The sequence below is a fragment of the Mastigocoleus testarum BC008 genome, assembly GCF_001456025.1.
In the GTDB taxonomy this organism is placed as follows: Bacteria; Cyanobacteriota; Cyanobacteriia; order Cyanobacteriales; family Nostocaceae; genus Mastigocoleus; species Mastigocoleus testarum.
In genome coordinates this window covers 37,404-51,255 of sequence record NZ_LMTZ01000115.1, presented here as the reverse complement: position 1 = coordinate 51,255, position 13,852 = coordinate 37,404, and the positions used below count along the sequence as shown (strand labels likewise).

At 36.3% G+C, this 13,852-nt stretch carries 11 protein-coding genes; 4 read left to right on the top strand and 7 right to left on the bottom strand.

Going from position 1 to position 13,852, the window contains the following annotated elements:
• Positions 1 to 443 precede the first annotated feature (443 nt).
• Positions 444 to 1,640: a histidine kinase gene (locus BC008_RS28920; RefSeq protein ID WP_027842170.1), complete on the top strand. Its 1,197-nt coding sequence runs from the start codon at positions 444 to 446 to the stop codon at positions 1,638 to 1,640.
• A gap of 145 nt (positions 1,641 to 1,785) precedes the next feature.
• Here the strand turns inward: BC008_RS28920 and mutT are convergent, their stop codons facing one another.
• The 5 genes from mutT to dpsA form a co-directional block, all read right to left on the bottom strand.
• On the bottom strand, positions 1,786 to 2,232 hold the full coding sequence (gene mutT, locus BC008_RS28915) for an 8-oxo-dGTP diphosphatase MutT (protein ID WP_027842169.1): 447 nt from the start codon (positions 2,230 to 2,232) through the stop codon (positions 1,786 to 1,788).
• Between the two features lie 472 nt (positions 2,233 to 2,704).
• Positions 2,705 to 3,052: a DUF760 domain-containing protein gene (locus tag BC008_RS28910; protein ID WP_027842168.1), complete on the bottom strand. Its 348-nt coding sequence runs from the start codon at positions 3,050 to 3,052 to the stop codon at positions 2,705 to 2,707.
• A 479-nt stretch (positions 3,053 to 3,531) separates the two neighbouring features.
• Entirely contained in the window at positions 3,532 to 4,488 is a 957-nt protein-coding gene (locus tag BC008_RS28905; protein WP_027842167.1) for an RNA polymerase sigma factor, RpoD/SigA family, read from the bottom strand.
• Positions 4,489 to 5,049: 561 nt separating this feature from the next.
• Positions 5,050 to 8,406, bottom strand: a complete 3,357-nt coding sequence (gene carB, locus BC008_RS28900) for a carbamoyl-phosphate synthase large subunit (protein ID WP_027842166.1) — start codon at positions 8,404 to 8,406, stop codon at positions 5,050 to 5,052.
• Positions 8,407 to 9,109: 703 nt separating this feature from the next.
• The gene (gene dpsA / locus BC008_RS28895) at positions 9,110 to 9,664 is read right to left on the bottom strand and encodes a DNA starvation/stress protection protein DpsA (protein WP_027842165.1); all 555 of its coding nucleotides are present in this window, start codon (positions 9,662 to 9,664) and stop codon (positions 9,110 to 9,112) included.
• A 783-nt stretch (positions 9,665 to 10,447) separates the two neighbouring features.
• Between dpsA and BC008_RS28890 the strand changes: the two genes are divergently transcribed.
• The 3 genes from BC008_RS28890 (at position 10,448) to BC008_RS28880 (ending at position 12,215) form a co-directional block, all read left to right on the top strand.
• A complete protein-coding gene (locus BC008_RS28890; protein WP_058184106.1) occupies positions 10,448 to 10,705 on the top strand; it encodes an Asr1405/Asl0597 family protein in 258 nt (85 codons plus the stop codon).
• Between the two features lie 132 nt (positions 10,706 to 10,837).
• Positions 10,838 to 11,506 (top strand): (2Fe-2S) ferredoxin domain-containing protein, encoded by a 669-nt coding sequence (locus BC008_RS28885; RefSeq protein WP_027842164.1) that lies wholly within the window; start codon positions 10,838 to 10,840, stop codon positions 11,504 to 11,506.
• Positions 11,507 to 11,888: 382 nt separating this feature from the next.
• The gene (locus tag BC008_RS28880; RefSeq protein WP_058184107.1) at positions 11,889 to 12,215 is read left to right on the top strand and encodes a hypothetical protein; all 327 of its coding nucleotides are present in this window, start codon (positions 11,889 to 11,891) and stop codon (positions 12,213 to 12,215) included.
• A 113-nt stretch (positions 12,216 to 12,328) separates the two neighbouring features.
• Here BC008_RS28880 and BC008_RS28875 read toward each other — a convergent pair whose 3' ends face one another.
• Positions 12,329 to 12,685 carry a hypothetical protein gene (locus BC008_RS28875; RefSeq protein ID WP_036264977.1) on the bottom strand — a complete coding sequence of 119 codons (357 nt, stop codon included), beginning with the start codon at positions 12,683 to 12,685 and terminating at the stop codon, positions 12,329 to 12,331.
• A gap of 98 nt (positions 12,686 to 12,783) precedes the next feature.
• On the bottom strand, positions 12,784 to 13,188 hold the full coding sequence (locus BC008_RS28870) for a GNAT family N-acetyltransferase (RefSeq protein WP_058184108.1): 405 nt from the start codon (positions 13,186 to 13,188) through the stop codon (positions 12,784 to 12,786).
• Positions 13,189 to 13,852: the final 664 nt, after the last annotated feature.

Below are 13,852 nucleotides of genomic sequence, written 5' to 3'. Positions count from 1 at the left end.
ATGCAGTCTGCTTTTCTTAATGCACAAAAGCTATCAGATTATTGTATTGCAAGGAGCCTATAAACTATTGATCGAGCATTGACCCTTTGGGTGTTAGCAGTTTTTTATACTAAAAAAAACATCTATGTACTATTGTACGTACTAACTAGGTGTAGTATAAAACCTAGCTATCAGTCTTGACGAAATTTTTTGATTCGGAGATGATGACGACTGAGATTTATTCCTGAGTCGAAATTAATGAGCAGAGACCGTAAGGCAATTTCCCATGCACAAACATAACAACATCTACTACATAATATTAAATACCAATTTAAGAGAATAGGACCTGAAAAATCTAAAATAGATATTAAGTTTAAAAAAAAATTATTTCCAGCGACCGCTATTTTTTATATCAACTACTTTTAAGGGTCGTCGGGTTGTGACAAGTACTCAGACAAGATTTCATGCAACTTTCCCAGGATCGGTTCGCATATACTGATGCTCCTCTACAGCTGATACTGTTTATTGATGGGCGACCCAAGTCCGGACAACAGGTGCAGCGTATCCGGTCTTACTTAAAAGAGTTAGAGGCAGAGTATCAGTTCGAACTGGAAATTGTTGATGTTGGACAGCAACCTTATTTAGCAGAACACTTCAAATTGGTTGCTACACCAGCTTTAGTAAAAATACATCCTGAACCGAGGCATATTTTGGCTGGCAGTAATATCGTCAGTCAATTAAAAGTATGGTGGCCCCGTTGGCAAATTTCAGTGGATATGTATTTTAAATCACAGGTTGGTATGATAGAAGATACTGATAATATAGGAGATATAAGCAAATTAAACTCTTCAGTGTCGGGAATTAAATCACTTGCTGTTTCAGCAGAACTGATGAAGCTATCAGACGAAATTTTCCACTTGAAGCAAGAGAAGGACAAGCTTGAGGAGCAATTACAATTCAAAGACCGGGTAATTGCTATGTTGGCGCACGATCTTCGTAATCCCTTGACAGCAGCAGCAATTGCAGTTGAGACTCTACAATCTAATTACAGTCAGGAAAAAGGAATATTTAAACGTTTGACGCCTCCTCTGGCAGCTAAGTTGCTCAGACAGGCACGCACTCAAACACGAATAATTGACAGGATGATCGCAGAACTTCTCCAGGTTGGGCGGGGAAAGGAAACAAAAATACCAATAGTCCCCCAAAAAACAGAAGTTGGTAAGTTATGTGGTGAGGTGATGAGTGAATTACGTCAGCGTTATAAAGCAAAATCTTTGAAATTGGAGAGAGATATTCCCGAAGATTTGCCGTTAGTCTATGCAGACCCTGAGCGGATTCGTCAGGTTTTAATCAACCTTATAGATAACGCAATTAAATATACCCCTGAAGGTGGTGTTATCAGTATTTCTGGGTTACACCGTACAAGCCAAAAAGTTCAATTTAGTATTGGTGACAGTGGTCCAGGTATTCCTGAAGAGAAGCGAGAGCAAATATTCGAAAACCACTATCGCTTAGAGCGGGATGAAGAAAAAGACGGCTACGGAATTGGTTTGTGTTTGTGTCAGCGAATTATTACAGCCCATTACGGTCAAATTTGGGTGGAAGAAGCTCCCACAGGTGGTGCTTGGTTCCACTTTACTTTACCTGTATATCCGACCTAGTATAGCGTTACGCGCAAGTCATTAGCGGATCCACAGTGACGTAGCCGATGTCCTAACCTCATTATGTAGTGCTATAAAAACGTAGCTTGGAAAAATTATCTTGGAATGTAAAAAATTCTGTCCATGCCAACAGTTAAATATATAACTATTGCTGTTTTGAACGGTCAAGTAAAGGCTGTTTTGAACTTTTTTTAATTGCTTCAATAATCTCGGTGTTGGCTGGAGGAAAAGTAAAATTTTCTAGTTCATTAACCCACACCCAACGAATTTCATCACATTCTATGGTTTGGGGCTCCCCAGAAAGATGCTGACAATGGTGAGCGGTTAGTGTAATACGTAAATTACTATAGGTATGATCGATGGTAGTTAAATGTTCTCCAACAGCAATTACCATACCTAATTCTTCTTGTATTTCACGTTTTATACATTCTTCAATACTTTCTCCTGGCTCGATTTTACCTCCAGGAAATTCCCACAAACCACCCATTTCTCCTCCTAAAGGGCGGCGGTCTATTAAGATTTGACCTTGTTCGCTCCAGATGACTGCAGCACCAATGATTTTATGGGGAGGGGTAGAGGAGGTTTGATTCATAACTTAATAGAAGAGAAAAAAAGACCTTAAAATGAATAAATAAATTTGTAGATATTTTATTGCTTTTTGCTTGAGGTAATGTGGGTAATATCCTAATTTTATAAAAACTTACTTAAAGTCAAAATTCTCTGTTTTGATTTTAAACATATTTTTAAATAAATTTAAAAGATATATTCTAAATATATATTCAAATCCAACTTGAAATTCACATTTAAGTTTTTCCTCATTTATAAGAAATAATATTCAAGACTTTTTGTATTTATTTGAAACTTGAAACTATAGTCTTACTGAGCTTGATTAGGGGAAGGCATAATGAACATGGAAAATTAAATGTTCAAGATTTGTAAGTTTTATACTTCAAATATGAGCTATATTACAAGTCCTTTTGACCATAGACTGGTATAAAAAATTTTCCCAAACACGACCACTATAGTTTTAATTCACACTAAAATTTATTTGTTGATTTACTAATTTATTCATTACTGCAATCGCCATCACTGTCCATATCTTGCAAAGCGATCTCAAAGTTCATCCTTTGTTCTGCATTGCGTAAAAAGTAACCACTCATCATCGCTGAAGCCAAAAGACGTCCGAGGTTTTCTCGATTAGTGGTAATAGTTACGCCAAAGTGTTCTGAAGGAATATTGCCAAGCAGCCCAGTTATTTTCCGTTCCATGACTTGAAAGACTTCGCTAGAATCTGGTTTGGACAATTGGCTAATTGTTTCCGGGCTCAATGATTTCACATATTGCCACAAAAAATTATCATTGTGTGGATTTTTCTCAAAAAACTCTGAAACTCGATCAAACGAATCACTCATTATGTAAGCTCCTGTAATGATTTATGAACCCAACGAGGCTTAGTTTCAGTTTAACAACCTTGGGTATTTACTGTTTTATTAAAAATAGTATGTATCTGTCTGTATCATCCACCAATCTTGAAAATAGTGGTTATTTTCATTCGACTGTCAAAACATAATGGAGACGTACAAGTGCAACGTCTCCATCACTGAATAAAGATTGTATATCTTACTATTGAGTCAATTTAAACAAGTAGTAACCCAACTGAACAGACCAAAATAACTGCAAATAGTGCACATAGTCTAGAGCGATCGGAAGTTCTCCTCTCAGAAACCTTTGGAAATTAACCAAAATCTATTTTTACTGTGCGCCCAGTCTTGAGATATAGAAAAAATAGGAAAATTTTCTAACCATACTGGTTAGTACACAGAAAGAACTGAAAAACTACCTTATTGAATTCTTAAGATCTTCTAACTATCAATTGACTTTTTGAAGTAACTTAGCTTGCCAAATATTCATTGATACTGGTTTTATATTTGCGAAGCTTGGTCAGTGCTTCTCGCTCAATCTGTCGAACTCTTTCACGACTAATATTGAGCTGTTCACCAATTTTGGCTAAAGTCATGGTTTGCCCATCGATTAAACCAAAGCGTAGAGAAATTACTTCTCTTTGCTGGGGTGTTAACTCTCCCATCAGACGTTCTAGGTCATAAGATAGTGATGATTGAGTGACAAACTCTTCTGGAGAAGCGCTAGTATCTTCTAGCATCTCACCTAATTCTGTATCGTGATTGTCTCCCAATCGTAAATCTAGAGATAGTGGTAAACGAGATTTTTCTAGATATTCCCGTACTTGTTTGGGAGTTAAGCTTAATTCCTCTGCTAATTCAGATATTGTGGCAGCTCTTCCTAATTTTTGTGACAGTTGGCGTTGGGCTTTTTTGATTTTGTTCAGCTTTTCGGTGATATGTATTGGCAACCTAATTGTACGACCTTTTTCTGCAATTGCCCGGGTAATTGCTTGTCTAATCCACCAATATGCGTAGGTAGAAAATCTATATCCTTTAGTGGGATCAAATTTTTCTACCCCCCGTTGCATGCCGATACTACCTTCTTGAATTAGATCTAGTAAGTCAACATTGCGCTTAATATACTTTTTGGCAACGGAAACAACTAAACGTAAATTCGCTTCTACCATCTTGCGCTTGGCAAATTCACCAGAATCGATGGCACTATTGAGTTCAGAGGCTTCTAAATTTGTCTCCTCTGCCCACTCTTGTAGAGTTGGTTGGCGTCCTAACTTATTTGCTAATGACTCTCGTACTTCATACAAGCTGGTTGCACGTTGTACCTGTTTCCCATAAAAAATCTCTTCTTCGTGGGTCAAAAGTGGAACGCGACCAATCTCGCGCAAGTAAGTCCGCACGAGGTCTGTTGGTTTCTGAGCGGTCTTCATGGCACTACTTTTCGGTAATTATAGGTTTGACAGTAGTTTTCAGACTTGAATTTACTTGTTACTAAATAAATAGTTTCCATTGGGTGCACTTGTAATGAAAATGGCAACCCATCAAAAAATTGCTTTTTGACCTGCTCGGCGGAGCTAATTTTTCAATAACTGTTCGATTACACTTTCACCTGCTAAAAGTTACAATTGTTCTTCTGTTAAAACAAGTATCAAGAGTTAGATAAAAAGTTACGCTTCAAACATTTATGACTTTTTCTTATTTTCTTAATAAATTGTAACATTCTCATATTTGTGATGAAGGTTCGGTAAAGCGAACTTGAAATTTATTGAAGGCATTTATTGCCTTGGATAGAGCATAATCTCACTACAAACTTACTCCGGTAACTTAATATGGTCGCACAAATATTATGAAATTTTCTTAAAATATCTCAATCATAGCGATAAATTTTTACTGTAAGTTCTGGCTTAATAATTATTTCAAGAACTAACCTGTTATCAGTCACTTGTTATCTATCCCTAGTTCGATAACAAATGACCAATAACATATAAAGCTTAAGTTGTAACGCAGTAGTCCTGGATAATTTTTACATCCAAGGTAGTGCGTTGTAAGGAACGAATAGCAGCAACCGTTGCTCTAGCGCCTGCTAGAGTAGTGATAATAGGGATTTTGTAACCTAAAGCTGTACGACGAATTAATCTTGCATCACTTTGAGCTTCTTCTCCAGAAGGCGAATTGATAATTAACTGAATTTTGCGGTTTTTGATCGCATCTAGGACGTGAGGACGACCTTCATGGAGTTTGAGTACTAATTCAACATCTAGTCCATGTTCTCTGAGCACCTGAAGTGTGCCTGATGTCGCCATTAAACCAAAGCCTAACTCAATAAATTCTTTGGCTACAGGTACAGTTGCGGCTTTGTCGCGATCGTTCATTGATACAAAGACTGTACCAGTTAAAGGAAGTAGCTCCCCTGCAGCAATTTCGGCTTTAGCGAAAGCTCTTCCAAAATCGCAATCAATGCCCATGACCTCACCTGTTGATCGCATTTCTGGCCCTAAGATTGTATCAGTACCAGCAAATTTGTCAAAAGGTAATACGGCTTCTTTGACAGCTATGTGTTCTGGAATCACTTCTTTGGTAAATTCCAATTCTTTAAGTGTTCTACCGGACATCACTAAAGATGCAATTTTTGCCAGAGGTACGCCTGTTGCTTTAGAAACAAATGGAACGGTGCGGGATGCCCGGGGATTAGCTTCGAGAATATAAACTTGGGGTGAGTCATTGTTCAAGCCAACCACGGCAAACTGGATATTCATCAAACCTACTACTTTCAGTGCCTTGGCTAACTCAGCAGTCCAGTGGCGTATTTGTGTCAGAATTTCCGGTGGTAAAGACATGGAAGGTAAAGCACAAGCCGAATCACCTGAGTGAATACCCGCTTGCTCGATGTGTTCCATGATGCCACCAATGGTAACTTCTCCGGTAAGATCTGCGATCGCATCAACATCAACTTCAGTGGCGTTTTCTAAAAACTTATCAATTAAGATTGGATGTTCTGGTTCGACTTGAACTGCGAAGGTCATATAGCGTTCCAATTCTACGTCGGAGTAGACAATTTCCATTGCTCTTCCTCCTAATACGTAGCTAGGACGTACTACAACTGGATAACCGATGCGTTTGGCAACTATCAGTGCATCCTTATAACTACGAGCAATACCATTAGGTGGTTGGGCTATCTTTAGCTCATCCAGAATTTTTTCGAATTTTTCCCGATCTTCGGCTATATCAATGGAGTCAGGAGATGTCCCCCAAATTTTGGGCATTGTAAATCCTGAGCTTTCACCACCACAAACTTCTGATTCTTGGGTCTGTGATTTTTGAGTCTCTGATTTTTCAGCTTCTGATTCTTGATTTGCAAACTCTTGAGCTTCCAAATCTTGTAAATATTTTTGTAAGGGTACCGCTAATTTAAGAGGTGTTTGTCCGCCGAACTGAACAATAATTCCTACTGGGTTTTCCGCTTCAACAATATTCAAGACGTCTTCTTTTGTGAGTGGCTCAAAATAAAGTCGATCGCTTGTATCGTAATCAGTAGATACAGTTTCTGGGTTGGAGTTAACCATGATGGTTTCGTATCCCGCATCTCCCAGAGCAAAAGCTGCATGACAACAACAGTAGTCAAATTCTATTCCCTGTCCGATGCGATTGGGACCGCCACCTAAAATCATCACTTTAGGTTTATTTGTGGGTACTACCTCTGTTTCTTCCTCATATGTTGAGTAGTGATAGGGAGTAAATGCTTCAAATTCTGCAGCGCACGTATCTACGGTTTTGTAAACAGGGATTATATTTAGTTGTTTGCGATAGTTTCTTACTTCGTCTTCAGTAGTCTTAGTTGCAAAAGCTATTTGTTTGTCACTAAACCCTTGACGCTTGACCTCAAAAAGTTGCTCTTTTGTCAATTCTGCTAAAGATGTACGCTTGAGAAATTTTTCTACCTCCAACAATTGTTGCATTTTATCTAAGAACCACGGATCGATACCTGTCAGTTCATAGATTTCTTCATTTTTAATTCCCAGTTGCATGGCGTGACGCACGGCAAATATCCTTTCTGGATTGGGAGTTCTTAACTGAGCACGAGTTTGTTCGCCACTGGGTAACTTTTCTTTAATATCGCAGCCCCAGCCCGCACGTCCTGTTTCCAATGAACGCAGAGCTTTTTGAAAAGACTCATTAAATGTCCGCCCAATAGCCATAGCTTCGCCAACCGAACGCATTTGGGTGTTTAGCACAGCTTGGGAACCAGGAAATTTTTCAAAGGCGAAACGAGGAACCTTAGTCACCACATAGTCAATGGTTGGCTCGAAGGAAGCAGGAGTTTGCTTCGTAATATCATTTTTGATTTCATCTAAGGTATAACCCACCGATAACTTGGCTGCCATTTTCGCAATTGGAAAACCTGTAGCCTTAGAAGCTAAAGCTGAAGAACGAGAAACTCGGGGATTCATCTCAATCACAATTGCTTCCCCATCTACGGGATTAATGGCAAACTGAATATTGGAACCACCCGTTTCAACACCGATCTCGCGAATAATTTTAACTGCCATATCCCGCAGCCGCTGATATTCCTTATCAGTTAGTGTTTGGGCTGGAGCAACTGTAATTGAATCCCCAGTATGAATCCCCATGGGGTCAATGTTTTCAATCGAACAGATAATTACTACGTTATCTGCCAAGTCACGCATCACTTCAAGTTCGTACTCTTTCCAACCAATTAGAGATTGATCGATGAGGATTTGTGACACCGGGGAAGCATCCAGACCTCCCTGTGCCATTTCAGCAAATTCTTCTTCGTTATAAGCGATACCACCACCTGTTCCACCCATTGTGAAAGCAGGACGAATTATGAGAGGGTATGCACCAATTTTTGTTGCAATTAACTTTGCTTCCTCTAAAGAAGAAGCTGTACCACTAGGGCACATTTTTACCCCGATACGCACCATCGCTTCATTAAATAGCTTTCTATCTTCAGCTTTCTCAATGGCTGGAAGCTTAGCGCCAATCAGTTCTACACCATATTCATCTAAAACTCCATTTTTAGAAAGCTCCACAGCAATGTTAAGAGCTGTTTGCCCCCCCATTGTTGGTAGCAGAGCGTCAGGACGCTCTTTGGCAATAACTTTTTCGACTAATAATGGTGTTAATGGTTCAATATATGTTCGTTCTGCCGTTTCTGGATCGGTCATTATGGTTGCAGGGTTGGAATTTACCAACACTACTTCATAGCCTTCTTCTCGTAGCGCTTTGCAGGCTTGAGTTCCAGAATAATCGAATTCGCAGGCTTGTCCAATGACAATTGGACCAGAACCTAAGAGCAGAATTTTCCTAATATCATCACGGCGGGGCATAGTTGTTGATTCGGAGTAGGAGGACAGGAACGTGACATTGATTTTAAAGGTCTTTGTCTCCAATTCGTCTGATTCACCACCAGGTTTTCTTGATTTGATGACATTAAGCCTAACAACATGTCAAATTTGTACGATTTTATGGTAGTTACAGTTAAATTGGCGACCTCAAATCAATGCTCCATTACCAAAAGAATAAAACCTAAAAAATAGTAATAGATATTATTCATCCGCGCATGGGTATTGAAAAGTACCCTATCAATTATTTCTGCAAACTAATGGCCTTTAGCCTTAAATACCACAATGCAGAAACATTGATTTTAAACATCAGCTTTATTTATTTATTTCATATACTAGTATTACTATTTTATACCTATGTCTATTGAAATTTTGATTGAAAATCTTATCGGAAATCTTATATCTTCTGATATGTGAAGCAACAATTAAATTTTAATTTATTTTCTTCCTTGATTGGCTTATGTAAATCATTGATATTTTACTATCATTTAAATGTAAAGTTATATGTTTAAATGATTGTTTATAAATCATTTTGTCATAGTCCGTAAGACAAAAAATATACAAAATACAAATTAAAGGCAGAGGAACGAAGGAATCGTAACCTCTGCCTTTTTCTTATAGTTATTTCCGAAAAGTTATTACCAAATCATTTTTGGTATAAAACAGAAATATTTAGGATGTAAAAGAATTAATTAGTAGAAGCTTGTACATACCCTAAAGTTAAACTATCCTTTGCTAGGAAGTGAGCCAAATGATATGCACGTTCTTCAGTCTTAAGGAGTATGGTTTCGTACAAATGACGGGTCGCACGGTCACCCAAACTCTCAGCCTGAGAAGCTTGACGGCGAATTAAAGTAATCAAAGCTTGTTCTGCTTTGAGGTCATTTTCTAACATTTGTCGGCAATTATAAACGCCATCTTGCTCTGGTTCAAAACAGCATAATTCTGCTAATTTGCTAAAGCTTGCTACAGGTACTCCACCTAAGCCATTTAGGCGTTCACCAATGTCATGAATATGTCCTTGTACCTCATCAAAACTCTCGTTAAAGAACTCATGTAATGAGTAAAATTCTGCTCCTTCAACAACAAAATGATGCTTTTGATACTGTATGTAAAGTGCCTGAAAACTTGCTAAGGCAACATTAAAACCTTCACAAACTGGCTCAGTAACACTGCGATCTAACAAGACTGGATTGTCATAAACCTGACCAAAGTTATGCACTAAAGTTTGTGTTTCAGACATTGTTCCTCTCCTCTCTTTTTCTGCAGTTATAATTGCAAACTGCTTAATCCCTACATATTAGCATCTAAAAAATAAAAAATCCCTCACAATATAATCCAATCAAAAATTTTTTTATTAATACAAATATTAATGACTAATTTTTATTAAAAATTCTATTTTTTCATCAAAATAAATAAGTCTATTTACCGCTTATTAAAGACAAAAATTCTTAATTTTTAAATCGTATTTGCACTGGTAAGAGTTCCAAACAAAATAAGATATATTTGCATTACCATAATGATTAAATAAAAAATATTTTCTTTCGAGTTACAGAGTTTATTCATAAGATAAATTAAACACATGCAATGAGGCGTGATTAGTAGTAAACAACGAATTTTCAAATATATAAAGGACTTTTTATCAAAATAAATGTATTTTTTTTTACTTTTTTGCTGCTCCACTGTGAGGTGAAGGCTGTAGATATGGGGCTGCCTGCAAGTAAATATTTCGCTTGATGATGAGCAATTTTTCTTATTTTTTTATTTTTTTTGCAAAACTAATGAGAAATGTTTGCAGTTAATGTATCCTGTAATAGAGGGGCAAGCTAGCTAAGAATTAATTCCAAGAAGTTTTAAGCTTCTTGTATTTGTCGTCTTATTAACCAGTAGTTTCATGCTTCACGCGTGGCATGATGTGCAAATTATTTTTCTTGTTCTAGCGAGCAAGCTGCATCTTTACAGCTTGTTTGTATCGACAAAGCTTAATAGTTCTCCAAGCTTTATTGCACTTTGAGGGTCATTAGATTTGGAAGGTTCAATTTCTAACTACAGTTTCAAGCAGGTTGTAAAAGTAAGTCGGACAGATCGCTGGGAAGTTTATCGGCGCTTACAGGAATTAGAAATTCCTTGTCAGTGTCAAACAAATCAAGAACTGACAGTGGAGGTTTCTAACATTGCAACAGCAGTTCAAGTTTGGAGTGTTGTACGTCAATTAAATGCTGAACGCCAAGACTTGATAGAAATTCTTGAAGAGTGTTGGCATTATCGTTATCACAAATTATAAATAATGTCTTCTTTCATGCAGTGAAGCTGATTCATTGCAAACAAGTTTTGATTTTAAGCAGAGTTTGACGTTAGTCATAAGTGCATCGCAACATCATTCACATTTTTTGTTTGTAAAAAATAGGTTTGGACAATGGGTAAATCTCATAAAACAGAAATATCCGATTTTTGCTTAGAGGGTGCTTTCCGACATTTAGTCATTAAAGACCGCTATAAGCTCAAAGGTTTGGTATTGGATACTGATGAAGGTGAAGTTTACGTTAAGTTAGCCAAACATTTGCGGATCGCTTTCGATTGGAGATTAGCAGTAGGTACTCAACTAAAAGTATGGGGAACTAAAAAATATTATTTAAAAAGTGGGGAAATTAAGCTAAAAGCCGAACAAATTAGAGCCGCAAATCCCCAATTACAGGCAGATAGAGTAAATGGAAGTGTAAAAAAAGCAAGCAATCCTCTCGTTGCTTCTCCTGGATTAGCTAATAAACCTGCCAAAAAAGATAAGAAAACAAATATTTTAGTTTGTCAAAAATCAGATTGTATGAAGCGCGGTGGTAAAGCTTTGTGTCAAGCTTTAGCTGCAGCAATTAGCGATCGCGGTTTAGAAGGACAAGTCAATATTAAGGGTACTGGCTGCATGAAGAAATGTAAGGCTGGACCAAACTTAGTAATGCCGGATAAAACTCGTTACAGTCGTATTCAGGCTAAACAAGTAGCAGCACTTATGGAAAAACATTTCGGTTCTCCGAAGATTGAAGAAAAAGAAGAGGATTTAGTTGAAAATCCAATGCCTGTGGCTAGTTAGAATATATCAGTAATAGTTATCAGTTTACTCTGTTGCGAACGCTCAGTTTTTATTGCTAATTTTTGATCTGTAGTTAGGACTTATCTGTCAGAATTGAACAGATTCAATAGTTAATTTTTGGTGTGTAGTTGGGCTATTATTTACCCCTAATCAATACCTCATTTTTTTCATAGTGCAACTACAAACCACTTATGGCGCTACGCGCAAGTCAAAAATTAAAAACATTAAAACGTTTACAACCAATTAAACTAGCCCATTATTTGCCTTCTTCTACAACTTTTTATGATGTAAGTTTTCCAAAATGTGCAAAATAGAGGCATTTGAAAATAGATAAGGATTAGATTAATATATTTCCGTAAATTAAAATAAATCGCTTATTGTAATGCTTTCTGGAAAGATTGCAATAGTTTCTTTGTCTGCTGGAATTGTCGCTGCTGCTTTTCCTAGCTTTATTGATAGTATTTTTAAAAAATTTTCAACAGAAACAAATACTTTAAATCTCAGGGAAATTATAAATAGATTTTTGCTTGTAGGTTGTCTTGGAGGTTGGTTGATAGGCATAATATTTTATGCATTTGCTATTCATGAGCCCAAACCCATACAAACAATTTTTATTTATTCAATAATTATCGGAATCATTGCTCCAACTTTATCAAATTTATTTTTATTTACATATCGCAAACTGTTTCCTAGGAAAGAAATTACATAAGTTAAAATAAGTGAACCATAAATATATAGAGATTTTATATATAAAAATAAATGTATAAAAGTTAGCTAAAAAATAATTTTATTTGATTATCTCAATGAAAAATTTTTGGTTAATTAACTTTGATTTCGTGAAGATATGCGCTCAAATAGTTTATTTGTAATACCTACAACAGGAAAAATTAGTATCGCATAAGGAATAAATGACTGAGTAATATTTTCAGTTGATGTTGTCTCATCGAAAATCAAAGTAATAAACACTCCCAAACCAACTAGAATCCCACAAATAAAACCAGAGTAAACATATTTTGGTAAAAGGTTATTAATATTTATTTCTTTCTGATTGACGAATTTATCAAAAGTATCTTCAATACTGCATTGAACTAAGCCACCAAAAAATCCAGCAACAGCACTAAATAATATACTCTTATCCACTTCTGTTAGCTGAGACAAAAAAGATATTCTTTCAATCATAATTCAAAATATCTAATTTTTATTATTAACTATTAGTTTGTAGAGGTGACCAGATGTATTCAATATTTGCTTGTCCATTAATTTTGTTTGTGGACGTACTACCTGTAAAAAAAACCATGCTTGACATAAAAATAACAAGCTTTTGTATTACTTTGTAATGTTGTGAGTCTAAGACCTTGGGGACAAATTGTTTTAGCTTTATTAATTAATGCCGAACCAATACCTTGATTTTGAAAGATTGGATCTACAAAGATTTGATTTAATTCACCAGTGGTTTTGCTATTGTCAACTCTAAATACTACGATAAAGCCTACTACCTGACTTTTAATATCTGCAACCCAAACTTCACCTCTGCATAAAATTTCATCACGAAACCGTTTTTCCCATAGATAATAAGGCTGTGGATGTCGAATGTTTGGAAATGAATAATGCCAAGTTTTGTACCAAAGTTGAACTATTTTGCTCAAATCTTGTGATTCACAAATTCTAACTATTGCTTTCATCGCTCGAAGCTTTGGGGTATGGGAAATAGGAATTTATGAATTTCCTTAAGTCATAGATTTTGAATGTATGAAAAACCTTGAATCATTGCTGTAGGGAGTTTCTGTAAATCTTATGTAGCGTTTACCCATCCCTTCGCCAGTATCTTACAAGTCTTGCTTAAATTTCAAAAATGTAATTTCTAATAGAATTAATACCGACCTAAAACAAGGAATTAGTGCTTTAGGTCGGTCGACACCCTGATGACTAAGGTTAATCTTCTCTCATATAAGTCTAAGTTGACCACCAAAGATAAAAGTTTTAAGCATAAAAGTTAATTCTTCGTTTAAAAAATATCACAGACAAATAGCCCAAACCTTTGTAGGAACTTAATTTGTGATAATTTTGAAATCAAGCTACTAGCATATCTCTATATTGCTTATAATTTAGTAAAAGAAAAATAACTAATTTAAGAAAATTTTTGCCCACCGGTACATCAATAAATCCCAAGACAAGGAATTTAAGATTTTTCAGCTTATGCTTCTGTCATGACTTTCCTCCAGTAATTTATAGCCTGAAAACTTGTGCTACTTCTATTAAATAATTTTGTGAATAACTGTGATTGATATAGTCTTACTTTAGGGGTCTCTCAACAGGATTTTGATAAACAATCGATAAGGGGTAAGC

Coding starts and splice junctions, on each gene's coding strand:
- BC008_RS28920 (WP_027842170.1), top strand. CDS start 444: ATGCAACTTTCCCAGGATCGGTTCGCATATACTGATGCTCCTCTACAG.
- mutT (WP_027842169.1), bottom strand. CDS start 2,232: ATGAATCAAACCTCCTCTACCCCTCCCCATAAAATCATTGGTGCTGCA.
- BC008_RS28910 (WP_027842168.1), bottom strand. CDS start 3,052: ATGAGTGATTCGTTTGATCGAGTTTCAGAGTTTTTTGAGAAAAATCCA.
- BC008_RS28905 (WP_027842167.1), bottom strand. CDS start 4,488: ATGAAGACCGCTCAGAAACCAACAGACCTCGTGCGGACTTACTTGCGC.
- carB (WP_027842166.1), bottom strand. CDS start 8,406: ATGCCCCGCCGTGATGATATTAGGAAAATTCTGCTCTTAGGTTCTGGT.
- dpsA (WP_027842165.1), bottom strand. CDS start 9,664: ATGTCTGAAACACAAACTTTAGTGCATAACTTTGGTCAGGTTTATGAC.
- BC008_RS28885 (WP_027842164.1), top strand. CDS start 10,838: ATGGGTAAATCTCATAAAACAGAAATATCCGATTTTTGCTTAGAGGGT.
- BC008_RS28880 (WP_058184107.1), top strand. CDS start 11,889: ATGCTTTCTGGAAAGATTGCAATAGTTTCTTTGTCTGCTGGAATTGTC.
- BC008_RS28875 (WP_036264977.1), bottom strand. CDS start 12,685: ATGATTGAAAGAATATCTTTTTTGTCTCAGCTAACAGAAGTGGATAAG.
- BC008_RS28870 (WP_058184108.1), bottom strand. CDS start 13,188: ATGAAAGCAATAGTTAGAATTTGTGAATCACAAGATTTGAGCAAAATA.